Raw genomic sequence first — 24372 nt, forward strand, 5'->3', positions numbered from 1 at the left:
CCAAAACCGAATACTTGTTATTCGGTTTTTATTCAAGAGGAGAAAAATGGATCGTTTAACACAATTTAAAGAACGTTTAGTTAAATATTTAGAAATAGAAGCAATGAGCCGTTATGAAGAACCGGTTGCTACAGAACTTAGAAATAGCATCAAACCTGGTTATGAAATTTCAAGAGATAAATTTGGATCAATTATTTTTCATAAACCATCAAAAAAAGCTAATGCACCAAAAGTAATGATTGCTGCTCATATGGATGAAGTAGGATACATTGTTAGAAGCATTGATAAAACTGGACAATTACTTCTTTCACCAATTGGTGGAATTTGAGCAAACACAGTAATTGGAACTAAAGCTAAATTAGTAGTTACTGAAACTAAAGAAGAATATCTTGGTGTATTTGGACATACATCAATTCACATTATGCAAAGCGAAAAAGTTTCTAAAGCAGTAACAAACGATGAATTATATGCTGACTTTGGTTTTAGAAACGAAGAAGAAGCAAAAGCTGCAAAAGTTCAACCAGGTGATAGAGTTTATATGTCTGGTGAAACAATTTTATTTAAAAACCCTGACTTAGTTGGTGGAAAAGCAATGGATAACCGTGCTGGAGTTACAGTATTAGAATTTATTGCTAACAATCTTGCTGATAAAGAATTAGATATTGATTTATATTTAGTTGGAACAGTTCAAGAAGAAGTTGGAACTCGTGGTGCTAAAACATCAGTTTCAATTATTAAACCAGATGTGGCAATTGCTCTTGATACAACATCTAGTCACGATACTATTGGAACAATTTCAGGAACAACAGCATTATTTAAAGGTGCAGCACTTAGATATAAAGATGGTGGAACATTAATGGACCCTAAACTTGTTGCATTTTTTGAAGAAGTTGCTAAAAAACACGATATTAAAGCTTATCGTTTTGTAGCTATGGGCGGTGGAACAGATGCTCATGAGCTTCAATTTGCTCCAGGTGGTGCAAGTGTTCTTACAATTTCACTACCACAAAGATACCTTCATAGTCCAATTGGTGTGTGTGCAATTAGTGATTTATTAGCTGCTGGTGATTTATTAACAGAGTTTTGTGTAGAATTTAATCAAGAAGCATACAATAATATAAAATATAAATAATGGTATAATTCTTACACTTATAAAGGAGACTTCATGACAGTAAATTTAACTAATTTATTAGAAGCCACAAATGCAGCAACAACCACAGATAAAACTGGTGTTACAATGGGTAACTGAGAATTCGGAATTATGATTTTCTTCGTTATCGTTGGTGTAGCTCTTATTGCTGCGCTTGTAACATTCTTTGTTGCTAAAAAATTCTTTGAAAAACAAATCAAAGAAAATCCACCAGTAACAGAAAAAATGATTCGTGTTATGTTCCAACAAATGGGGCGTAAAGCAAGCGAAACACAAATTAGACAAATTATGCGTTCAATGCAAAATGCAAAAGGCGATAAAAAATAAATAGAAATTCATTGCAAAATGAATTTTTTTATTTTGATTAATAAAATATAATAATTTTACTAATTAGTTTTAATCATTAAGGAGAAGCTTTGAGTTTTTATGACAAATTAAAAAGTAGTTTTGCAAAAAGTAAATTCAAAACTCAAATTTCGAAGTTTTGATATTGAACCAGCAATGTTTCAAGACTTAAGTATTTACTACTTGTTTATTTCTTAATAATTTTAATATCAAGTTTATTATTATATTCACCATATACACAAGCTGTAAAACCAGAAGATCGAATCAGTTATTTAGATGCTGTTTTTACAACTGCTAGTGCTTTTAGTGATACTGGACTAGTTGTTAAAAATACTTTTGAACATTGAAATATTTTTGGACAAGCAATTATTGCTATATTAATTCTGTGTGGTGGTGTAGGAATTTTTGCTTTAAAATTCTTTATTATTAATTATATTTTAGGAAAACGTTCATCAACTATTGGTGATATGATGCTATTGCAAACGGAACGTGGAAGCACGGATGAACGTCAAACCACAAAACTAATTATTGCATCTGTTAAATTTTTATTTATCACTATCTTTATTTTTTCAATTATTTTAAGTGTTTATTTTTATGCAACTCCAATTAAAACTACTGTTGGTATCAAAAATGAATTAGTAAATAATGGATGAAATATCGAAGCTAATCAACCATTACATAATTGAAAATTAGCGATTCGTTACGGAGTATTCCATACAATTAGTGCAATTAATAATGCTGGTTTTGATATTATCTCTGGTAATTCATTAATGCCTTATTATCAAGACTACTTCTTACAAATTTGTTTTATTATTCTATTGATAATTGGTGGAATTGGATATCCAGTTATTTATGATATTCGTTGTTATATTAGACACAAAATTAAACACAAAGCAAAAAGATATCGTTTTTCTTTATTTACTAAAGTTTCATTATTAATTTATGTTTTAGTTTTTCTAGGTGGTTTTATTACTACTTTATTATTTGAAATTTATAGTAAAGCAGACTTTACAATTTGAAATAAACAATATGTCGATCTTGCTACAGGAAAAATAAGCTCATACTATGGTTCAAGTTTTGATAAAACTTTTGCAATTTTATTTACTTCGCTTTCAACACGTAGCGCAGGATTTGCGACAGTTAATATGGATGACTTTACTCCTTCAAGTAAAATCGTGTATGTCATAATGATGGTTATTGGAGCAGCACCTGCAAGTACTGGTGGTGGAATTAGAACCACAACTTTTGGTATCTTTATAATGTCAATTATTAGTATGCTTGCTGGTTGACCACGTGTGAGAATGTTCCAAAGGGCAATTATCCCTGAAACTGTATCTCGTTCTTCAAGAGTTATCGGTATCGCCTTAGTTATTTTAATTACCGCAACCGTAATTTGCTCAACTAGTTTAGCAACATTTAATCCAAGTTCTGCTTCTTTACACGAAACTAAAACTTTACCTGAATTAGATGGAAATAAAGTAAAAGTTATAACTGATAAATTTAGTTCTGTTGATGTTTTATTTGAAGTGGCTAGTGCCTTTGGAACAACAGGATTATCTAGTGGAATTACATCTAGCTTAAATGCTTTTTCAAAAATAACTATTATTGTTGTTATGTTTATCGGACAATTTGGAATTTCATCTACCTTATTAGTATGACAACGTAAGAAAAATAGAAAACAAAAATTCGAATATGTTGATAGCGACTTAGCTATTGGATAAGAGGTGTTTTATGAGAACAAAAAATAAAAATGATATTGTTGTAATTGGAACTGGCCGTTTTGGTTCAGCTGTAATTGAACAATTAATTAAACTTGAAAAAAATATTTTAGTTATTGATAAAAACGAAGAAGATGTTCGTCCTTATGTAGATGAAGTTCAAAAAGCAGTAGTTGCTGATGCTGCAGATATGAAAGCATTAAAAGCAATTCGTATTGATCAGTTCGAAACAGTTGTGGTTGCTGTTTCAGATAATATTGAAATTGTGGCTGCACTTTTAGAACTTAATGTTAAAAATATTATTGCTCGTGCTAAGAGTGAACGTCATGCACGTGTTTTAAAACAAATTGGAGTTAACGTAATTATTCGCCCTGAATATGAATCAGGAACTAGAGCGGCGTTAATTGCAGCAAATAATAATTTCATTAACTATACTGAAAAACTATATGAACTAGAACCTAACTTTGTTATTGGTACAACAAAACTTAAAAATGATGATTTAATTGGTAAACCAATCCGTGATTTAAAATTAACTGATCGTGGTATCACAATTGTTTTAATTAAAAGAAACAATGTTCCACAAATGGTGACTGCAAATGGTAAGTTAGAAATGGATGATACTGTGACAATTTTTGGTCATGTTTCTGATGTAACTGTTGCCTTACAATGATTTAATGAAGTACATGAACCTGATGAAACACAAGAAAGTCAAGAAGCTTCAAAAGAAGCCTAAACCTGTAAAAGTTTTCGCACAAAAACAAAAAAATGAATGAAATTTTCAAATTTGTGAAAAATTTCTCATTTTTTTGTTTTTTTCTATAACAGCATATTAATATTAATGTAAAATTTTGGTAGATAGTGGTAGGAGGTGGTATGTTTGGACAACACACACGAAACCTAGATGATAAGTCTAGGGTTGTTCTTCCACCAGCTTTTAAAGAGCTGTTAGGTGACAGATTTTACATTACCGTCGGATTCGATGGAAATGCAGAACTTAGATCTGTTGAAAATTTCCGAAAATATGTCGCTATGCTAGAAGACAAGAGTTATTTCGATAAGAAGGTTAGAATTCTTTCCCGCCTTATCATGGGTAACGCTGTCGAAGTTACGCTGGATGGACAAAATCGGATTAGCATACCAAAAACTCTTAAAGAAAAACTATCTATAAATAAAGAAGTAATTTTCGTCGGAGCTGGTTCAATTATTGAACTTTGAGCAAAGGAACGCTTTGAAGAATTCGAAGGACAGTTTACGGCTGAAGATCTTGCTGATATCGCACAGGAGCTTTCAAATAAATAATATGGAACAGTCAAAATTACATTATTCTGTATTATTAACAGAAACAATCGATGCTTTAAACATAAATCCAAATGGGATATATGTTGATTTAACGCTTGGAATGGGTGGTCATTCAGCGGCGGTTTTATCAAAATTAAAAAATGGTAAATTATATGCTTTCGACAAGGATGATTACGCATTAGAAAAATCGTGCATTCGACTCAAAAGTATAAGTCCTAACTTCGAGCTAATCAAAAGCGATTTCAAGGATATAAAATCAAAATTAGCTGAGCTTGGGGTTTACCAAGTTGATGGAATTATTGCTGATTTGGGTATTTCATCTCCTCAAGTAGATCAAGCGGATCGCGGTTTTAGCTACAATAAAGATGCTTTCTTAGATATGAGAATGGATCAAACACAAGAGTTAACTGCTTATAAAGTTGTTAACGAATATTCTGAAGAACAGTTGAGCGACTTGTTATGAAAAAACGCTGATGTTAAGCTTAGTCATAAAGTTGCGAAAGCGATTATAGCAAATCGCCCAATCACAAATACTTTAGAACTTGTAGATATCATTAAAAGTGTCTATCCAGCTGCTTTATTACGTGCTAAAAATCCTGCAAAAGCTGTTTTTCAAGCACTTAGAATCGAAGTCAATAATGAATTAGCTTCACTTGAAGTTATGTTAGAAGACGCATTATCTTTATTAAAAAAAGATGGTGTACTTGCTATTATAACCTTCCACTCTATTGAAGACAAAATTGTTAAAAATTTCTTCAAAAAACAAACAGAAAACAAAGTTCCTTCAAAAATGCCTATTATGGAGGAAAAAAGTTTTCAAATTAAACAAATTAAACCTTCTAAACAAGAATTAGAAGAAAATAAAAGATCTAGAAGTGCAAAATTAAGGGTAATTAAAAAACTAATATAGGAAATAGAGGTTAAGTTAAATGCTAAAGTATTATTTAAATATTCATTTAGTTAATCGCAATTTAGTTAAAGTTGCTTTGTTAAAGGCAGAACAAAATAACTTTCTAAACGGTGGTGCAAATTTTAGTTTTAAATGAAATTCCGGTTCAGATAAAACTAAGCAAGAAAGCTTTAGCAAACTCGAAAAAACCCTAAATAAATTACCAGAAAATTCACATCTAATCACTAACGTTATTTTGGATGATTCAATCTTTGATGATTTGTTAGTAACAAAATCTGTTACAAAACTTTCAAAAAACGAATTAAATTACGAAACTTTTGATGCAAAAGAAATTCAAAGATTTTTACAAAGTCGAATGGAAAGTATCAATATCGTAGATGATAGTAAATTTTATGTACACTACACATATATGTATACTATCGAAGAGAAAGATAAGTTAAAAGGTGATGTCTTGAAAGTTTATAAAAACTTTCCAAATAATAAATCTTTTGATGTGTTATCACAACACTCAACAATCTATCAGTTTTCAAAAAATAACCTTACATTTATTAAATTACAACATTTTTTACTTAAATTTAATCTTCAAAATGATATCAATTACTTTTTCAGATCACAAGTTATCGCCAACTCATTACGTGATCAGAAAAAATTAACTTTTCTAGTGGATCTTTCAAATGATTATTTATTAATGTCGACCGTGCTATTCGGAAAGGTTGTCGATTACAAAAAACTTGCTGTGGGTACTGCAGGTTTAATCGAGAAAATTAAACGAGTAACAGGGTTACGCACTGATGAAATCATGTCGAGATTCAACTACATAGACAGATATACCAATAACAAATTAACCAAGTACGAAACCGACAATAACCTTATTCATTTCAAGCGTGCACTTGATGTTCTAGTTGATCGTATTAATACTGTGATAAAATTACAAATCGCTCATTTATGTGATGTAAATGGTGGTAAAATTATAACTAAGATAGCTTTTAGTGGTGAATTAGCTTGATTAGTCGAGTATTTAATGCATCATTTCAACTCAAAAAATGAGTATGAATTAATGAAAATCACAGATAGCAACAAATTTTCATTCACTTATTTAACAGACAAAATGGTAGAGCGAACTATTTTAATGTTAGAAGGTGATGAAAAACAAGAACAAGCACAAACTCAAACCAACCAAGTCTATCTACAAAAAAATTCGAAATACACACTATTTTCGAAAATAAAAGAATTTTTATACAAAGGAGCTTAATTTATGAACGAATTATTCGATGAAAAATTAATGAATAAAGAAGAGCAAGAAGCAATTTTTGATAAGAATACTGCGAAAATCGTCTTAAAAGTTATCGGTGTTGGAGGCGGTGGAAACAACGCTATCAAAATGATGCTTCAAGATCGCTTTACTAACGTTGAATTCATTATTGCTAATACTGATGCTCAAGCATTAGCTACAAATGAATGTTCTAAAAAAATAGCTTTAGGAAAAGAAGGACGTGGTTTAGGTGCAGGAAGCGATCCTGAAGTTGGTGCTAGAGCAGCAAGAGAAAGTGCTGAAAAAATCCAAGAATTCCTTAAAGGTGCTGATGTGGTGATCATCGCCGCAGGATTTGGTGGAGGAACAGGTACTGGTGCTGCTCCAATTGTTGCTGAAATTGCAAAAGGTAACGGTGCATTAACTATTGGTATAGTAACTACTCCTTTCACCTACGAAGGAACAAAACGTAGAAGAAGAGCTAAAGAAGGTATCGAAGAACTTAAGAAATATGTTGATTCATATGTAATTCTTTCAAATGATAAATTAGCCGAAAGTTTCGGAGACTTACCAGTCGAAGACACATTCAAACTTTCAAACGTGTCACTTAAAAACATTATTTTATCAATTCACGATATTCTTTACCGTATCGGATCAATTAACATTGACTATGCGGATGTTAGAAAGATTTTAACTAATGCTGGACTTACTGTAGTGGGTATTGGACAAGCAACAGGAAAAGATCGTGCAGTTAAAGCTGTTGATAAAGCTTTCGAACAAAACCTATACGAAAATAATATCAAAACAGCTAAGAAAATACTTGTTAACATTCAACACGATTCAAAATCAACAATTAACGAAATTCGTGCAGCTATTAACAGAGTTCACGAATTATTAGGTGAAAACCAAGATGATGATGATTACGAATGCATTATCGGACAAGAAATGGTACAAACCAAAGATAACTCAGAAATTTTCAAAGTTTCTATTATTGCTGGTGGTGCCGATGTAAACTCAAAAGCAGAAGTTTTCCAAACAACAGGACCTGCTGATTTAGTATTAGACAATGACGTGATTACTAAAGAAGTTATTTTAGACGCTGAGGATTTGCAAGCTAGCGAATCAGGTAGTAACTCTCAAAAAGTAAGTGATGAAATCGTTGAAAATGTACTTGTGGAACAACCGGAAGTTGAAGAAGACCCACAAACACAACCACAAAACTTAAATTTTGAAGTTGCTGCAGGATTCGCAGGACAAGAAGAATCAGAAGTTGCAAAAGAACTCTCTGAACGTAAACAAGAACATATCTCTACTATTGAAATTAGTTCCATCTTTGATATTAGTGGAAACGGTAATTACTCTCGTTTATACGAGTTAGAACCAGAAGATGATGTTGAAGATGACGAAAATACTCCTTGATAATTCGATGTTCCGAAGAAGAATCTAGAAGTGTTTTGTCTGACCGATATTATCGGTAATAACAGTAAAACGTGTTTATTTATATAAGTAGTCAGCAATGGCTACTTTTTTTATGGAATTTTTACCATAAAATAAAATTATTTATATAATAGAAAAGAATAAAAAATTCTATATATTATAAAATTAAGTAAATAGTTTTATAGAGGAGAAAAAATGAAATTAGTTTCAAAATGCAAAGAATTATTAGAAAAATTTCATGAACACAATAACGTACCACAAGAAGTAAAAGAAGTAGTAGATGCTTTTGGTGGAATTAACAATATTTTAGCAATGAACAACAGTGTTTCAGAGCTTAGATATGACTTAAAAGATTTATCAAAATTAAACAGAGCAGAACTTGAAAAACTTGGAGCTAAAAAAGTTACAGTTTTCGATAGAGAAAAACACGTTCAAGTTTGCTTTGGTGAAGATGTTCAAGAATTAAGCACATTAATTAAAAAATATGCATGCAAATTAAGAGAAGAAAATCAAGAAGTTGCTGAAGTTAAAGCAGAACAAGATTGCTGCAAATCAGATTGCAAATGTGATGATGCTGCTAAATGCTCAACATCAGAATGTGGTGTAGAACCTAAAAAAGAATTTAAAGCAGAAATCGAAGTACTTGCACCTGTTTCAGGTAAAATTGTTTCATTTGCTGATTTAAACCACTACGTATTTTCAAACAACATGGTTGGAAATGGTGTTGCAATCGAATTTGATTTAAACCAAGATAAAATTGATGTACTTGCACCATTCTCAGGAAAAATCTCAATGATGCCTGCAAACAAAACACAAGTTATCTTAACTTCACCATGTGGTGTTGAAACAGTTATTTTAATTGGACAAGACAGTGCTAAATTAGATGGTATCGGTTTTGATGTTCACTACAACCTTAATGATATGGTTCCAGCTGGAAAAGCAATTATGACTCTTAACTTAAACAAATTTAGAGAAGAACAAGCAGATAACCACATCGTTATCTCAACAACAGCTGATTCAAGATTACAATCAGTTTCTGAAGTTGCTACACAAGCAAAAGCTGGTGAAAAACTTTTCAAATTATCATAATAATCTTTTGAGACGGTATTTTGATACCGTCTTTTTCTTTTTTTTAAGAAACGAAATATTTCCACATTTTTGAGCTTTCTGTTTTTAAAAATAAATAAAAAATATAGAATATAAAGCTTAAAAAGTTATAAAATAAGCATAGCAAAAGCTAAAGGAGTCTTATGACACTAAAAAAGTATTATAAGTATTATGAAATCACTTTTTGAAGTTTTTATGGTTTTTTTGTAATCTTATTTGCTTGCTTAGTAAAAATACATTTGGGACTCGTACTTGGCTGTGCTATAGGTGGATTATTAAGTTATCTATTCGGAAAGATTAATGCAGGTATAGCAGGTTGAGTTTTAACTACGACAAACAAAACTTATCGCTATCTCTTTTTTTTATTTAAATCTTTCTTGGTTTTTTTATTTTTGGGTATTACTTTATATTTTGTCTTACAGATAGATTTAATTTATTTTGCAAGACATATCAGTAACCAAACACTGTATCAAAAAATGAATAAGCCAATAAATGTTATTACGTTTATTTTTGGTTTATCCTTTAACTTTATAACAATCATAGTGTTAAACATGTTTGATTTTTATAAACAAAAAAGAAGAAAGGAGAACTAGTGGATCAAATTATTGAGAATTTTTCCAATTGAGCCCATCCTCAACTTCTTTCTCTAATTGTTTCTGTATTAATCGTTTTCATTATGTCTTTAACTGCTTTCTTTAAGATTAAGAAAGTTAAGCCAAATCAAGCACCAACTGGAATTGCTTATGTGGCTGAAGCATATGTTGGAATGATTGATTCACAATTTGATGAAGCTGTTGGTGATAAAATACTACAAAAATCTAGAGTTTATATTTTAACTCTTGGAACATTCTTATTAGTTGGTAATGGAGTAGCAATTATTGGTTTAGAACCAATTGTTACATCATATACAATTCCTTTTACATTAGCGTTATCAAGTTGATTAGGGATTTTCACTTGTGGTGTGATTTATCGTAGATGAAAATACTACAAAAATTTCATTAATCCATTTGATTGACCAGGGAAATTTTCACCATTAATTTCACTTAGTTTCCGTATTTACGGTAACGTTATTGGTGGTTCAGCCGTTATTTTCTTAATTTATTCTATGTTAGCAAATATCGGTAGTCCATTACCTAGTGCACACGGTGCATCTGCATGAGTATTCATCGGACCTATTTTTACACCTGTGTTACACTTTTACTTTGACGTCTTTGGTTCGACGTTACAAGCTTATATCTTTACATTATTAACCGTTATTTATTGAGTTGTTGAAGCTGGTGATCCAGTAGAAAATAACTCTGAGAAAAAAACAACACACAAAAATAAGAAAACTAGAATAGGATTAAAACCACAAGAAGAGACAATCTATTAGGAGGTATTTATGATTCAAGGAATGACAAACTTACTCGAGCAAGCTGCTGATGCAGTTACAAAACAAACTGAAGCTCAAACAGCTGCAAAAACAGTAGATCCATTACAAGCTGGTTTAGTTGCAGTTGGTGCTGGTATTGCTGCTATTGGTGTACTTGGAACAGGGATTGGTCAAGGGTATGCTGCTGGAAAAGCTTGTGAAGCTGTTGGTAGAAACCCAGAAGCAGAAAGCAAAATCCGTATTATGTTAATTATCGGTGCTGGTATTGCTGAAACTGCTGCTATTTATGCCTTTGTTATTGCTTTACTTGTTAAATTCTTAGGATAATCATGGTAGTTGCAAACGTAACTAATTTACTCGAAAAGCGTCCAGGGTTAGATGAAAAATTCGCTCAAATTTTTCCAAGCTGACCAATTATGATTGCGACAATTATCGCATTTATAATTTTATTTGTGGTGCTTTGAAAACTTTTATACAACCCAGTAAAGAAAATGATTAAGGAGCGTCAAGAATTTATTCAACAAAATATTGATGATTCTATTAAACAAAAAGAAGAATCAGTTGAAAAATTAGAAGAAGCAAACTTAAACTTAATTAACGCACGTAAACAAGCAGACATTATTATTACAAAAGCTAAAATTCGTGCTGAGAAAGTTTCAAATTTATACACTCAAAAAGCTAAAGCTCAATCAAAACGTCTATTAGAGGAAACACAAATCGATATCGACTTACAAAAACAAGAATTTGAAGCTAATTCTAAAAAATATGTTGTACAAGTTGCAACCGAACTAGCTGACAAAATCTTAAAAAGAGAGATTTCAGCAGAGACTCAAAACGAAATTATCGATCGTTTCCTAAATTCAGATAAGTCTGTTGATGAAATCTAATGTATAAAAAACGTAATGTTGCTGCATACTCAGTTGCAATTTATGACTTAGTTAAAGAAGAAAATAAATTAGCAGAGTTGCACGAACAATTTGAAGATTTATTAGAAATTTTTAAAACACATCCAGAACTAATTGATTATTTAAAAAACGACTTAATCAGCGAAAAAGAAAGAACTGAAACAATTGATTTAGTTATGAAAGATTTTCACTGAATTTTAGTTAACACAGTTAAGGTTATTATGCAACGTAGAATGATGCCTTTTGTGAAAAAAATCTTAGTTGGATACTTAAAATTAGCTAATAAAGAACTTAGAATTCGTTTTTTACGTTTAGTCTCAGCTTTTCCACTTACAGATGAACAAGTTGAAGCTATTCGTCAAAAAATCCAAAAAGTTACACACAGAACTATTGAGCTTAAATGTGTTGTAGATCCTTCTTTAATTAGTGGAATTCGTATCGAATCACAAACAGAAATTCTAGAAATGAATCTCAAACACGATTTAGAAACTATTCAAAAATTAATTTTATTCAATAAAAAATAGAAAGGAGTGTAAATGGCAATTCGATTAGATGATATTTCTGCAATCATTAAAGATAGAATTAAAAACATTGGTACAACTGCTGATTTAAGTGAAGTTGGACAAGTTATTTCTATCGGTGATGGTATTGCAGTTGTTTCTGGTTTACAGAAAGTTAAAAACTCAGAGATTGTTGAATTTTCTAACGGTGTCTATGGTTTAGCTTTAAACCTTGAAGAAGAAACTGTTGGGGTTGCATTATTTGGTGATGCTAACTCAGTTTCTGAAGGTGATACAGTTAAAAGAACTGGTGAAGTTATTTCTGTAAATGTTGGAAACGAACTACTTGGACGTGTAGTTGATGCACTTGGAAATCCAATTGATGGAAAAGGACCAATTAACTCTACTAAAAGAAGTGAAATTTTCAAAGTTGCTTCTGGTGTTATGTCAAGACAAGAAGTTAACCAACCACTTGAAACAGGTATTATCGCTGTTGATACAATGATTCCAATCGGAAAAGGTCAACGTGAATTAATTATCGGTGACCGTCAAACAGGTAAAACTGCGATTGCAATCGACACAATCATTAACCAAAAAGGTAAAAATGTAAAATGTGTTTATGTTGCAATTGGACAAAAAAACTCAACAGTAGCTCAAATCGTGCAAAAATTAGCCGATGTTGAAGCCTTAGAATACACAACAGTTGTTGTTGCTAGTGCAAGTGAGCTTGCTCCACAACAATACATTGCTCCATATACAGGAGTTACAATAGCAGAAGAATGAATGTCTCAAGGACAAGATGTTTTAATTGTTTATGATGATCTTTCAAAACACGCTATAGCATATAGAACACTTAGTTTATTACTTAGAAGACCACCAGGACGTGAAGCTTACCCTGGTGACGTGTTCTACTTACACTCACAATTATTAGAACGTGCTGCACGTTTAAACAAAAACTTTGGTGGTGGAAGTATTACAGCTCTTCCAATCATCGAAACTCAACAAGGTGATATTTCAGCTTATATCCCTACAAATGTTATTTCAATTACAGATGGTCAAATCTTTACTAAAGAATCATTATTCAACTCAGGACAACGTCCAGCTGTTGATATTGGATTTAGTGTTTCTCGTGTTGGTTCAGCCGCACAAACTAAAGCAATGAAAAAAGTTGTTGGTTCTTTAAAACTTGAGTTAGCTCAATATAACGAAATGCTTGCTTTTGCTCAATTTGGTTCAGATCTTGATGATTCAACAAAAAGCATTTTACAACACGGTGCTAAAGTGTATGAATTACTTAAACAAGAGCAATATTTCCCAATTTCTCAAGCAGCTCAAACAATCTTATTAATTGGAATTAAAGAAAGAATTGTAAACCCATTACCAGTGCAAAATATTCACGAATATCGTGATGCAGTTCTCTCATGAATTACTCACGATGGGCAAGAAGAATATGCTCAAATTTACAACGAAGGTGTAATTTCAGATGCAGTATATGCAAGAATTGAAAAAGCCTTAGTTAGAATTGTTAAAGATATTATTGCAACTATTCCAAATTACGATAGCAGAATGCACAAACCTTTACCAAGCAAATACGATAACATTTTATAATCAATTATGGCTAATTTAAATAGTTTAAAAGGTAGAATTAACGTTGTTTCTAATACTCAAAAGATTACTAATGCTATGCAATTAGTATCTACTGCAAAATTAAGAAGAATTAGAACAGAATTCGAAAGTATCAGATCATATTTAGATCTTTTAAATGATACTTTTGATAGTTTAATTACACACGTTCAACCTGAAGACTTTTACACAATTTTTCCTAAAAATGATAATGTTGATGCAAAATTATACATCATCATTACTAGTGATTTAGGTCTTTGCGGTTCATATAATACTAACGTAGTTAACTTGCTAAAAAGCAAAATTCAACCTAACGATAAAATTATTGTAATTGGAACAAAAGGGTACAGCTTACTTAATGCTTCTCCATATAAACATCAAGTAATTGATAAATATTTAAATTATGGTGAAAAAGTAAGCTACAAAATTGGTAATCGCATTACAAAAACAGCTTTAGATTTATACGTAAATCAAGAAATTTCTGAAATTAATTTAATTTACACTGAATTTATTAATAATATGAACCAAGAAGCAGTTTTAAGAACACTTTTCCCTCTTGACTTAAGCAAAAACGATCACACAAGTTCAACGATGTCTCAATCAATGGAATTTGAACCAAACGCTGAAGTGGTTCTTAAAAATTCAATTCCTTTATATATTGGTAGTTTAATCTACTGTTTAGGAAGTAACTCAAAAGTTTCAGAAATGGCTTCACGTAGAAATGCGATGGAAAACGCTACAAACAACGCTAATGATTTAATTCACGACTTATACTTACAATATAACCGTGAACGTCAAAGAGTTATTACTCAAGAAATTAACGAGATTGTAGCTGGTGCGGATGCAACGTAGAAAGGAGTTTGTATGATTAAAAATCAAGGAACAATAGTACAAATTTTAGGTCCTGTTGTCGACGTGCGTTTTGAAGAAAACAAATTACCTAAATTATTAAACGCTTTAACAGTTGAACACGAAGGACAAACATATACATTTGAAGTTGCACAACACATTGGAGATGATACAGCTAGAACCATCTCAATGGTTTCAACAAATGGTTTACAAAGAGGAATGGTAGTTACAGATACAGGTGCTGCTATTTCTGTTCCAGTTGGTAACGCAGTGCTTGGAAGAATGTTTAACGTATTAGGTGATCCAATTGATGAATTGCCAATTGAACCTAACGTTGAAAAAGCTCCAATTCATGCACCTGCTCCTTCATACGAAGAACAAAAAACAACTTCTGAAATTCTTGAAACAGGAATCAAAGTTATCGACTTATTAATTCCATATGCAAAAGGTGGAAAAATCGGTCTTTTTGGTGGAGCTGGAGTTGGTAAAACAGTTCTTGTTCAAGAGTTAATTAATAACATTGCTACACAACACAACGGACTTTCAGTTTTTGCTGGAGTTGGAGAAAGAACACGTGAAGGAAATGACCTTTACTACGAAATGAAAGCTGCTGGTGTTCTTGATAAAACAGCTTTAGTATTCGGACAAATGAACGAACCTCCTGGGGCACGTATGAGAGTTGCTCTTTCAGGTCTTACAATGGCTGAATACTTCAGAGATAAACAAAACCAAGATGTGCTTTTATTCATCGACAACATTTTCAGATTTACACAAGCAGGTAGTGAGGTTTCTGCCTTATTAGGTCGTATGCCTTCAGCTGTTGGATACCAACCAACATTAGCTACAGAAATGGGTGCTTTACAAGAAAGAATTACATCTACTCGTAGAGGTTCAATTACTTCAGTTCAAGCTGTTTATGTTCCAGCTGACGACTTAACTGACCCAGCTCCTGCTACAACATTCACTCACCTTGATGCTAAAACAGTTCTTGATCGTGGTATTGCTGCCTTAGGGATTTACCCTGCGATTGACCCACTTAACTCTTCATCAAGATTACTTGATCCATTAGTAGTTGGACAAGAACACTATGAAGTTGCTCAAAGTGTTGTTGCAATCTTACAACGTTTCAAAGAATTACAAGATATTATTGCTATCTTAGGTATGGGTGAACTTTCAGAAGAAGATAAGAAAATTGTTGCTCGTGCAAGAAGATTAAGAAACTTCCTTTCTCAACCATTCCACGTTGCTGAAAAATTCTCAGGGATTGCTGGAGCTTACGTATCACTTGCTGATACAATCAGAAGCTTTAAAGAAATCCTTACAGGTAAATATGACGAATATCCAGAAGAAATTTTCAGATATGCTGGAAGTATTGAAGATGTAATTGCTAGATATAATAAATTAAATAAAGCTGAAAAACAAATCTTAAAAGACGAAACAGAAGCTGCTGAATCAGAAGAAGAAGTTAAAGTAGCTAACGCTACAGCGTAATGGCTAAACAAGTTAAACTTACTATTACAACACCAGATGGTGTGTTTTATGAAGGTGCAACCGATATTGTATCTTTAAAAACTGCCGCTGGCTACATTGGTTTACAAGCTAATCGTACTCCACTTTTTAGTAGTGTTGAAATTGGACGTTTAATCATCGGATGAGAAAACGATCCAGATTCAATTAAGTGTTCTATTGGTGGTGGTATAGTATACGCTGATTCAGAAAAAGTAAACATTATTACAGAAGATATCATTAATGTTAATGATATTGATGTTGCAAGAGCAGAAAGTGAAATTTCACAAATTAAAGAACAAATGAGTTCATCACATCATGATAATGCTGACTTAAGCAGACTTGAACTTAAACTTAAAAAAGCTCTTGCAAGAGTTGATACATATAATCAATTCCATAAATAAAAATTCAAAGAAAAATTTTAAAAAATTTCTTTGAATTTCTGTAAAAGTCTATAAAATAATTGTAGAGATTGTTAAACAGTCTCTAAGTAAAATAACATCAACTTTAATCCTATATATGCCGGTTTAATCGCCGGTTTTTTTATTTAACTTTGAGCAATTAATTCGTTAATGTCTCTCTCCATTTCACTACTTAAGTTTCATTCTTCTAGAATTGCTAGAGTTTTATTAATGATTTCTTCTGCGTTACTACTTTCACTATATCTTTCAACATAGGTTGAGTTTTTAGTTTTTTCGTAGTATGTTTTATAATCTGGAACCATTCTGCGAGTATAACCGTTTGGATCGTGTTCAACAATATAGGTTAATTCTGGTTTTTCTCCAGAACTTGAAAAGTTAGATGTTTTCTTATAGGTTTTTAACATCGCTATTGCTCTTTGAATTATTTCATTAGCTTTTTGTACCATTTTAGCATATGATAATTCAGCAATTTTAAGAGTTTCAATTTCAGCTAATAGCTGATTTTTTTCGTTATAAAGCTTATGAATTTCTTCGTTTAATTCGTTAACTTCATTAGTTCAATCATTGTCATCTAAAAGTTCATTTCTGAGCTTTTCATTTTCGTTATTTAAGGCATTAATACGATTATTAAAGTTATTTTTTAACTCGTTAAATTTAAGTAAAAGAGCTTCGTAATTTTCTTTATATTTTTCTGTATCAGCTTCAGCTAGTGCAACTGCTGAAGTGCTGTTAGCAAGATTTGCGTTAGATTCAGCAATTGTTGCTAAAAGTTTCTCTTTATCTTTTTCAAGCTTATTAATAACTGCGTTAAGCGATTCTGCTTCTGAATGATGAGCTACTAATTCATCATTATATTTTTTCTCTAAATCTTCTTTTTCTTTTAATATTGCACCATAAGATTCTCTCAGACTCAATAACTCATTGTTTGCAGTGGTGAATTTATTGATAATTTCTTTTAATTTGCTTTCTGTGGTAGCTAAGTTTTTATTTAAACTACTATTTTTTTCACGCTCAGTATTTAATAAGTTATTAATTTTATCTTTTTCTAAATTAACAGATTTGATTAGTTCATTTGCTTGTTTGATTTTAGTTTTTAAATCTGTAATTTGAGTATTTAGATTATTCAATTCCTTTAGTTTAGTTTCTAATTGGTTTTGTATTTCTGCTTTATCGGTGTATTCTTTTTTAAGTTCTTCATTAAGTAACTTAATTTCGTTTTTCTTATTTTCAATTTCTTTAGTTAAATTACTAATATTATTTTTAAACGAACTAATTTCACTTTCTTTTTGTTTGATTGCTGCATTTAATTTAGTAATTTGCTCATTTAAAAGTTCACTATTAGCTTTCATATTTCGATTTGCAAGATTTAATGTGCTAATATTACTATTTAGTTCATTTATTTGTTTGTTATAATTCTCAACTTTATTTAATAAACTAGCTTCACGGACTTTGTATTTTTCGATACTACTTTGGAGCTCATTTATTTTTTTATGACTTTCATCGAGAATTTGATTACTGTTAAGAATTAGTAAATTATTATCATTTGAAATTTTAGTAATTTCATCTTTTAGATTTTTAATGAGTAGATTTTGATCAAAAGATTCATTTAAAACTATTTTCATTGAATAATTCATATGTTTTAAAATGATTAAATTATGATTGAGTTGAGTTAGTGTATTAGTTAGTTCTTTAGCAATATCGTTATATTTATTAATATTGATTCCTTGTTTTTCTTTTAAATCAACATGAAAACTCTTTTGTTTTTCTAGTTCGTTTTCTAAATATTGCTTTTTGTCTTTTAGATTTTGTAGTTCTTGGTTAGTTAGATCATTTGCTCATTTTAAGTTAAGATTGATATTCTCAATTTGTTTTTCAATATGTTTTAAGTTATTTTCAGATTCATTTACTTCAATTAGTTCATTATTAATATCTACATTTGTTTCGTGTAAATTAATAAATAAAGCATTTTTAGTTTCGTTTAGTTCTTTGGTATTGGTTAAAACGCTTTGACTTAATTTAATGATTTGGTAAATAACATCAAAACTTAGTTTATAAATTCCATCAAAAACAACACTTAAATCTAGTTCGCTAATCTTGCCTTCATCGACTTTTAAATTACTTTCGTTTTTAGTCTTTAATTCAGTTGTCTCACTGATTAATTTATTAATTAACTGGCTTTGATCTTTATTTAAAATTTCAAGTGAATTTACGTGATTTAAGTAGTTTAATAAAGCGATTGCAAGTAAATCCATTTTATGTACATAAGCGGTTAAATAAGTTTTATATATCATTGCTTTCAAATCGATTGTGATATCTTTGTTATCAATAACTTTATTTAAGTAGCTCGTGTCATTTTTAAGCAATTCAAAGAGATTTTTATTTTGCTTATGATATGTGTTTAAAAGCTCAATAGAATTAGCGTACTGCTCACGCAATAATTCATTACTTTTAATTTCTTGCTGTATGATTTGATTGGTTTTTTGTAATGAAATAATAAAACTTCTAAGTGCAGTGTTAGTAGAGTTGTTATACACCATTGCGTTTGTAAAAAAACTATCACTAATTTGTAATAGAGCATTAACATCAGCAATTTCTTTGAGACTTAGCAAGTTTATTTTGGTTTTGAGTTCATTGAAATATTGTTTACCAGCTTGTACTTTATTTGACAAGTTCTCTACTAGGTTATAATTTTTATTCTCTTTATTGTTTTTAAAAATTAAGCTTTCGAGTTTATCGTAAGTATCACTTAAGCTAGAAACAAAACTATTTAATTGAATCTTGTAATTTTCAAAGGATTTAATAAAACTATTTTTATCACTTAGAGCAAATGATAATTCACCATTATTGTATCTTTTTCATTTTACAAGCAATTCATTATACTGACTTGATAAAGATTCTTCAAGATTTGAAACGTTAATTTCTAGTGGTGAAAAACTAGTAATCATTTCTTCAATTTCTTTACTTGTAAAAATTAATTGATTTAATTTTTGATTGATTGTTTCAATCTCTTTATTTTGATTACTATTTGTTGTTTCTCACTCGTTTAACATATTTTCAATTTCTTCGTTTTTAGTTTTGTATTTTCCTTCTAAGGAAATTAGTGTTTCAGACATTTTAACACTATTGTTTGCAAGTGGTTCATAGATATAGGTCATCTTTGGTTTATTTTGCAGCTGCGTGACAATAATTGGAGTAGCAACTAAAGCAACAGCTAAAGTACCAACACCTATATACAAAGCCTTAGGGTTTTTGAGTATTTCCATTTTAGCTCCTTTCGTTTAATAAATAGTTTTTATTTGGAAAGGAACTAAAAATAAACAAAAAAACTAACTAGTAATTAGTTAGCTTGAATATTATTTTGATTTTGTGTCTTTTTCTGTGCGAACTTCTCTTTTAATCAATATATGTTTTTATTTGTAATTAATGCTAAAGATACAATGTAAATTACTGCATAGGTTGCAAACACCGCAAAGACATCACCTTTGTATCACATTCAGTTATAAGAAGCATCTTGAGTTTCTTTATTAACAATTGCGGTTGGAATTCAAGCAAAGGTTACAAAAACTCCTAGAATAAAGACAGAATTATTAAAGAAAAAGGTAGAAATTTTACGTTTGAAAATTAAGAAAAATCCAACTACGAAGGTTATCACAGTATAAATTAAATTACTTAAAATTCTAGCGTAAAATGGTTGATGCTCACCAAGAATATTAAGAATAAAAATGTTATTGCTTAATAATAAATTAAGTATTCCTAATATTACGATAATGAGCATAAAAATGAATTTAAATAGTGTATTCTGATTGAATTTTTTTATTTTTTGCATGATAGTATTATATACAAGTTTAAAAAAAGATAAGCATTGCTTATCTATTTTTTCTCTCAGTAAAGTTTAAGTAATTTAACTAAAAATTCATCAAGTGTAAGTGTTGTTGTTTCTTGTTTTCCGTACTCGCGATATGATACAAGATTATCTTGTCTTTCTTTTTCTCCAACAATAACTTGGAATTTAGATTTAGACATTTGAGCTTCACGAACTTTTTTAGCTAAACGTTCATCTCTATCATCGATTTTACTTCTAAGACCAGCTACAAAAAGTTTTTCATTAACTTCTTTTGCGTAAGCAATATCATCAGCATTATTTGTTGCAGGAATTACTGTTACTTGTTTTGGAGCAAGTCAGAATGGTAATACACCTTTTGTTTGTTCGATTAAAATAGCAACAAATCTTTCGTATGTTCCAATTAATCCACGGTGAATCATAACTGGACGTTCATCTTCACCATTTTTATTTGTAAATGTTAAGTTAAATCTTTCAGGTAATAAGAAGTCTAATTGTAATGTTGAAACTGTAATTTCGTGTCCAAGTGCAGTAAAGATTTGAATATCCATTTTAGGACCATAGAAAGCAGCTTCACCAACTTTTTCTTCATATTCAACACCTAGTTCATTAAGAACTTGTCTAAGTTGATCTTCTGCTTCGTTTCACATCTTATCATCTTCGTAGTATTTATCTTTATTTTCTGGATCTCTTAAGCTTAATGAGATGTATGAAATTTCAATGTTGAAAATTTCTAATGTTTCTTTAATTAAGCTGTACATTGATTTGAATTCTTCAGCAATTTGATCTTTACGAACAAATAAGTGTCCTTCAGTAAGAAGCATTCCACGTACACGTTCAAGACCTGTTAAAGCACCAGATTTTTCATAACGGTAAAGTTGAGATTGTTCAGAATATCTAATAGGTAAATCACGGTATGAACGTTTTTCTGTGTTGTAACAAATAATGTGGTGTGGACAAGTCATTGGACGAGGAATTAAACGTTCGTTTTCAACTACGATTGGACGGAACATATCATCTTTATAGTGAGCTAAGTGCCCTGAAATTCTGTAAAGTTCTTCTTCACCAAAGTGTGGTGTTAAAACTTCTGTAAATCCATATTTACGATCCATTTGTAAAACTAATTTACGAATTTCGTTGTGGATGTACATACCATCTTCTAATCAGAATGGTAAACCTTGACCACCAAGTTTGTTAAATGTGAATAATTTTAATTCTTTACCAATTTTACGGTGATCTCTTTCTTTTCTATCTTTAAGAATTTCTAAGTATTGTTCAAGTTCTTCTTTTGTATCTCAAGAAGTACCGTAAATTCTTGTTAATTGAATGTTATCGCTGTTTCCTCTTCAGTAAGCTCCAGCTAATGATAATAATTTAAAGTTTTTAATGTGTTTAGTTGATTCAACGTGTCCACCAGCACATAAGTCAACGAAAACAACTTCATGATTAAGTGGATCTACAAGTGCATAAAATGTAACTTTTTCACCTTTAGCAACTAATTCATCGTATAGTTCTTTTTTGTATGGTTTGTCTGTAAAATCATATTCATCAATTGAAACTTCTTTCATTTCTAAGTTTCTTGATGCTAATCTTTTCATTTCTTTTTCGATTTTAGGAAGTTCTGAATCTGTTAAAGGATTAGCGAACTCAAAATCATAGTAAAAACCTTCTTCTGTTGCTGGTCCAAACCCTAATTTTGTGTCTGGATAAAGTCTAAGTACAGCAGCAGCTAAAAGGTGGCTTGTTGTATGGTTTAAATGTTTATTAGCTTTCATTTTATCTCCTATTTTTTAGGTATCGTTATTATATAACTTTTTAGTTTTGTAAACCTTTTTAATTCCAAAAAACGTAAATAAATTTCACTTTATTTTTTTTTTTTTTTTGAAAAGGTTAATTTGCAATTTAAAAAAGTATATTTAAGTATTTTTTTAAATCAATATTTACATTTTTTGGTTTTTTAGAAAAATCATTAAAACGTTTATTACTACACGGTAGTATTAAAAAACTTGAAAGTTTTTGAAAATATTTTATAACAAAATTTGATTTATTAAAATTATATAGTAATCATTTTAAAAATGAGAAATAAGGAGAAAAATGAATAAAAAATTTAAATGCTTTTTAGCACTAGGTTCAGTTGCTTCAACAGTATTACCATTAACAGCAATATCATGTAATGATGATAAAGTTGAACGTAGTGAATATGACAAAAAAGCAGCAGAAGTACAAGAATTACAAAACAAACTTAATGAAAAAACAACATTAGCAGCTCAATTAGAAACAGAAAAAGCTACATTAGCTGCAACAGTTGAAACACACTCAAAAACAGTTGAAGAATTAACTAAAAATAAAACAGAATTAGAAAATAAAATTGCAGCATTAGTAAAAGTTCAAGAAGAACTTAAAAAAGCTCAAGCAGAAAAAGCTGCTATCGATAAACAATTAGCAGATGCAAAAGATGATTCAAAAAGTCAAATCGATGAATTAACTACAAAAAAAGAAGAATTAGAAAATAAAATTAAAACTTTAGAAGAAACAAGTGCTAAAGGTTTAAACGATTCTAAAGCAGAATTAGAAAAATCTAAAGCAGAAGTTGCTAAAGCTTTAGATGAAGCTCAAAAAGCTAAAGTAGCTGCTGAAGCTAAATTACAAGAAAAAGCAGCTAACATCGCTCAATTAGAAACAGAAAAAGCTGCTTTAACATCAAAACTTGCTGAGACAGAAAGTAAACTTGCAGAAGCTACAAAACAACTTAAAGAAGCTAACGAAAATAACGAAACACTTCAAAAACAAGTAGCAGCATTACAAAAGGAAAAAGCAGATTTAAAAGCTAAAGCTGATAAATTACAAGTTGAATTAGTTGGTGCTAAACTTGACTTAAAAATTCAAGAAGAAAAAGTTAAAAACCCAGAACTTGTAAAATTAGAAAAAGAAATTATTAATGCAAAAACTATTGCAGCATGAGCTGAATTAATTGATTCATCTTCTAAAACAACATTAGAAGAAAAAATTGATGATGCAATTGCACAAAACAAAGAAAACCCAGTTGCGACATTTTCATCAATCGAAGCTGAAACTAAGATGTACCAAATGGTTTCAAGCTTAGAATATAAAACAAACAAAGCATTATATGATGTTATTATTAAAGCTTCTAAAGATAATAACCTTAAAGAAGTGTTAAAAGCATCATACGAATTAGAACAAGCAGCTAAAAAAGTTGCTGCTCAACCAGCAAACGAAACAGAAAAAGCAATGGCTAAAGAATTAATTAAAGAATCAAAAGCACAAGTTGCTGCTGATAAAAAAGCTGGTAAAACAGTTGCTAAAGATGTTGAAACAAAACTTAGTCAATTAGAACAGAAATTAACTAAAGAATTCACTAACGCAGACTTTTTACAAGTTATTAATGTTTACTACTCAATTTATGTAGATCAAGAACAAGCTTAATTTATTTATATATAGGTAACATCACATAAGTGATGTTATTTTACTATTTTCGTGTTCTTAAATATTTTAGTGAAATGATTCTAAGAATACATAAGAATACTTTGAATATAGTTTGTTTGGCTCATAAAATTACAAATTGTTTGGGAGTAGGCCAAATTATGTGTTTTCCATCTAAAACACGTTAAAAAATTGCACAATATAAACGTACTTGTTATTCATTTCCTAATTTTCTAGAATTTCAAGTACGTGTTATTCTTATGCTTGCTAAAATAGTAAGAGAATTGAATGCTTGTACGTTTACGTATGAGCATTTTTCTTTTACGTACTTTCTAAATGCTGAATTAAAATTCTTACTTATATTATTTGTATAAATGTATTTTCTTATTCATTTTGGCAGTTCAAAGAACACTAGCATTTCATCTAATGACTTTTCTATTTGTAGAACAATTCTTGGATATTTATTTAAATAAGTTTCTTTGAATTCAATAAATTTAACCAATGCTTCATGCTTTGTTTCAGCATTGTATATTGGTTTAATCATATTGACTACTTGTTTTCTCTTTTTATACTCTACATCTTTTAGAGCATTTTGAATTTTGTGGAAATTACATTTATTTAATACTTGTTTTAAGGTGTTTTGACTAGTTATAGTAAAAATAACTTAAAACAAAAAATCAGACACATAAATAATG

At 30.2% G+C, this 24372-nt stretch carries 22 protein-coding genes and 1 pseudogene; 19 read left to right on the forward strand and 4 right to left on the reverse strand.

The features are described 5' to 3' along the window. Nucleotides 1–46: 46 nt before the first annotated feature. From ACPYPZ_RS01545 to atpC, 18 genes and pseudogenes are all read left to right on the forward strand, one after another. Nucleotides 47–1132, forward strand: a complete 1086-nt coding sequence (locus tag ACPYPZ_RS01545) for a M42 family metallopeptidase (protein ID WP_426461575.1) — start codon at nucleotides 47–49, stop codon at nucleotides 1130–1132. 33 nt (nucleotides 1133–1165) lie between these two features. After that, nucleotides 1166–1477, forward strand: coding sequence for a YneF family protein (locus tag ACPYPZ_RS01550; RefSeq protein ID WP_426461576.1), 312 nt, complete (start codon nucleotides 1166–1168; stop codon nucleotides 1475–1477). A gap of 89 nt (nucleotides 1478–1566) precedes the next feature. Beyond that, the gene (locus ACPYPZ_RS01555; protein ID WP_426461577.1) at nucleotides 1567–3216 is read left to right on the forward strand and encodes a TrkH family potassium uptake protein; all 1650 of its coding nucleotides are present in this window, start codon (nucleotides 1567–1569) and stop codon (nucleotides 3214–3216) included. A 10-nt stretch (nucleotides 3217–3226) separates the two neighbouring features. Further along, the gene (locus ACPYPZ_RS01560) at nucleotides 3227–3946 is read left to right on the forward strand and encodes a potassium channel family protein (protein WP_426461578.1); all 720 of its coding nucleotides are present in this window, start codon (nucleotides 3227–3229) and stop codon (nucleotides 3944–3946) included. Nucleotides 3947–4086: 140 nt separating this feature from the next. After that, entirely contained in the window at nucleotides 4087–4512 is a 426-nt protein-coding gene (locus tag ACPYPZ_RS01565; RefSeq protein WP_426461579.1) for a division/cell wall cluster transcriptional repressor MraZ, read from the forward strand. A 1-nt stretch (nucleotide 4513) separates the two neighbouring features. After that, entirely contained in the window at nucleotides 4514–5422 is a 909-nt protein-coding gene (rsmH, locus tag ACPYPZ_RS01570; protein WP_426461580.1) for a 16S rRNA (cytosine(1402)-N(4))-methyltransferase RsmH, read from the forward strand. A gap of 19 nt (nucleotides 5423–5441) precedes the next feature. After that, the gene (locus ACPYPZ_RS01575) at nucleotides 5442–6674 is read left to right on the forward strand and encodes an MAG3720 family protein (protein ID WP_426461581.1); all 1233 of its coding nucleotides are present in this window, start codon (nucleotides 5442–5444) and stop codon (nucleotides 6672–6674) included. 3 nt (nucleotides 6675–6677) lie between these two features. Further along, entirely contained in the window at nucleotides 6678–8096 is a 1419-nt protein-coding gene (ftsZ, locus tag ACPYPZ_RS01580; RefSeq protein ID WP_426461582.1) for a cell division protein FtsZ, read from the forward strand. 210 nt (nucleotides 8097–8306) lie between these two features. Beyond that, on the forward strand, nucleotides 8307–9200 hold the full coding sequence (locus tag ACPYPZ_RS01585) for a PTS glucose transporter subunit IIA (RefSeq protein WP_426461583.1): 894 nt from the start codon (nucleotides 8307–8309) through the stop codon (nucleotides 9198–9200). Nucleotides 9201–9361: 161 nt separating this feature from the next. Then, nucleotides 9362–9811, forward strand: coding sequence for a hypothetical protein (locus ACPYPZ_RS01590; RefSeq protein ID WP_426461584.1), 450 nt, complete (start codon nucleotides 9362–9364; stop codon nucleotides 9809–9811). Further along, nucleotides 9811–10590, forward strand: coding sequence for a F0F1 ATP synthase subunit A (locus ACPYPZ_RS01595; RefSeq protein ID WP_426461585.1), 780 nt, complete (start codon nucleotides 9811–9813; stop codon nucleotides 10588–10590). The genes ACPYPZ_RS01590 and ACPYPZ_RS01595 overlap by 1 nt, the downstream gene beginning before the upstream one ends. A gap of 9 nt (nucleotides 10591–10599) precedes the next feature. Beyond that, nucleotides 10600–10917: an ATP synthase F0 subunit C gene (gene atpE / locus ACPYPZ_RS01600; RefSeq protein WP_426461586.1), complete on the forward strand. Its 318-nt coding sequence runs from the start codon at nucleotides 10600–10602 to the stop codon at nucleotides 10915–10917. 2 nt (nucleotides 10918–10919) lie between these two features. Continuing rightward, nucleotides 10920–11477 (forward strand): F0F1 ATP synthase subunit B, encoded by a 558-nt coding sequence (gene atpF, locus ACPYPZ_RS01605; RefSeq protein ID WP_426461587.1) that lies wholly within the window; start codon nucleotides 10920–10922, stop codon nucleotides 11475–11477. Beyond that, a complete protein-coding gene (gene atpH, locus ACPYPZ_RS01610; RefSeq protein ID WP_426461588.1) occupies nucleotides 11477–12019 on the forward strand; it encodes an ATP synthase F1 subunit delta in 543 nt (180 codons plus the stop codon). Before atpF ends, atpH begins: the two co-directional genes overlap by 1 nt. A gap of 12 nt (nucleotides 12020–12031) precedes the next feature. Then, nucleotides 12032–13603 carry a F0F1 ATP synthase subunit alpha gene (atpA, locus tag ACPYPZ_RS01615; protein WP_426461589.1) on the forward strand — a complete coding sequence of 524 codons (1572 nt, stop codon included), beginning with the start codon at nucleotides 12032–12034 and terminating at the stop codon, nucleotides 13601–13603. Between the two features lie 6 nt (nucleotides 13604–13609). Continuing rightward, on the forward strand, nucleotides 13610–14470 hold the full coding sequence (gene atpG, locus ACPYPZ_RS01620; RefSeq protein WP_426461590.1) for an ATP synthase F1 subunit gamma: 861 nt from the start codon (nucleotides 13610–13612) through the stop codon (nucleotides 14468–14470). Nucleotides 14471–14482: 12 nt separating this feature from the next. Beyond that, nucleotides 14483–15868: pseudogene (gene atpD, locus ACPYPZ_RS01625) on the forward strand (F0F1 ATP synthase subunit beta); the annotation flags it as partial. Nucleotides 15869–15957: 89 nt separating this feature from the next. Further along, nucleotides 15958–16377, forward strand: coding sequence for an ATP synthase F1 subunit epsilon (gene atpC, locus ACPYPZ_RS01630; RefSeq protein ID WP_426461591.1), 420 nt, complete (start codon nucleotides 15958–15960; stop codon nucleotides 16375–16377). A 143-nt stretch (nucleotides 16378–16520) separates the two neighbouring features. Here atpC and ACPYPZ_RS01635 read toward each other — a convergent pair whose 3' ends face one another. The 3 genes from ACPYPZ_RS01635 to thrS form a co-directional block, all read right to left on the reverse strand. Then, the gene (locus tag ACPYPZ_RS01635) at nucleotides 16521–19658 is read right to left on the reverse strand and encodes a hypothetical protein (RefSeq protein WP_426461592.1); all 3138 of its coding nucleotides are present in this window, start codon (nucleotides 19656–19658) and stop codon (nucleotides 16521–16523) included. A 74-nt stretch (nucleotides 19659–19732) separates the two neighbouring features. After that, on the reverse strand, nucleotides 19733–20170 hold the full coding sequence (locus tag ACPYPZ_RS01640) for a hypothetical protein (RefSeq protein ID WP_426461593.1): 438 nt from the start codon (nucleotides 20168–20170) through the stop codon (nucleotides 19733–19735). Nucleotides 20171–20265: 95 nt separating this feature from the next. Further along, on the reverse strand, nucleotides 20266–22011 hold the full coding sequence (thrS, locus tag ACPYPZ_RS01645; RefSeq protein ID WP_426461594.1) for a threonine--tRNA ligase: 1746 nt from the start codon (nucleotides 22009–22011) through the stop codon (nucleotides 20266–20268). A gap of 319 nt (nucleotides 22012–22330) precedes the next feature. Between thrS and ACPYPZ_RS01650 the strand changes: the two genes are divergently transcribed. Beyond that, complete coding sequence (locus tag ACPYPZ_RS01650; RefSeq protein ID WP_426461595.1) at nucleotides 22331–23680, forward strand: hypothetical protein; 1350 nt, start codon at nucleotides 22331–22333, stop codon at nucleotides 23678–23680. Nucleotides 23681–23891: 211 nt separating this feature from the next. Here the strand turns inward: ACPYPZ_RS01650 and ACPYPZ_RS01655 are convergent, their stop codons facing one another. Continuing rightward, nucleotides 23892–24338: a transposase gene (locus tag ACPYPZ_RS01655; RefSeq protein ID WP_426461628.1), complete on the reverse strand. Its 447-nt coding sequence runs from the start codon at nucleotides 24336–24338 to the stop codon at nucleotides 23892–23894. Nucleotides 24339–24372: the final 34 nt, after the last annotated feature.

It is taken from the genome of Mycoplasma hafezii, from assembly GCF_049942695.1.
Classification (GTDB): Bacteria; Bacillota_I; Bacilli_A; order Mycoplasmatales; family Metamycoplasmataceae; genus Mycoplasmopsis; species Mycoplasmopsis hafezii.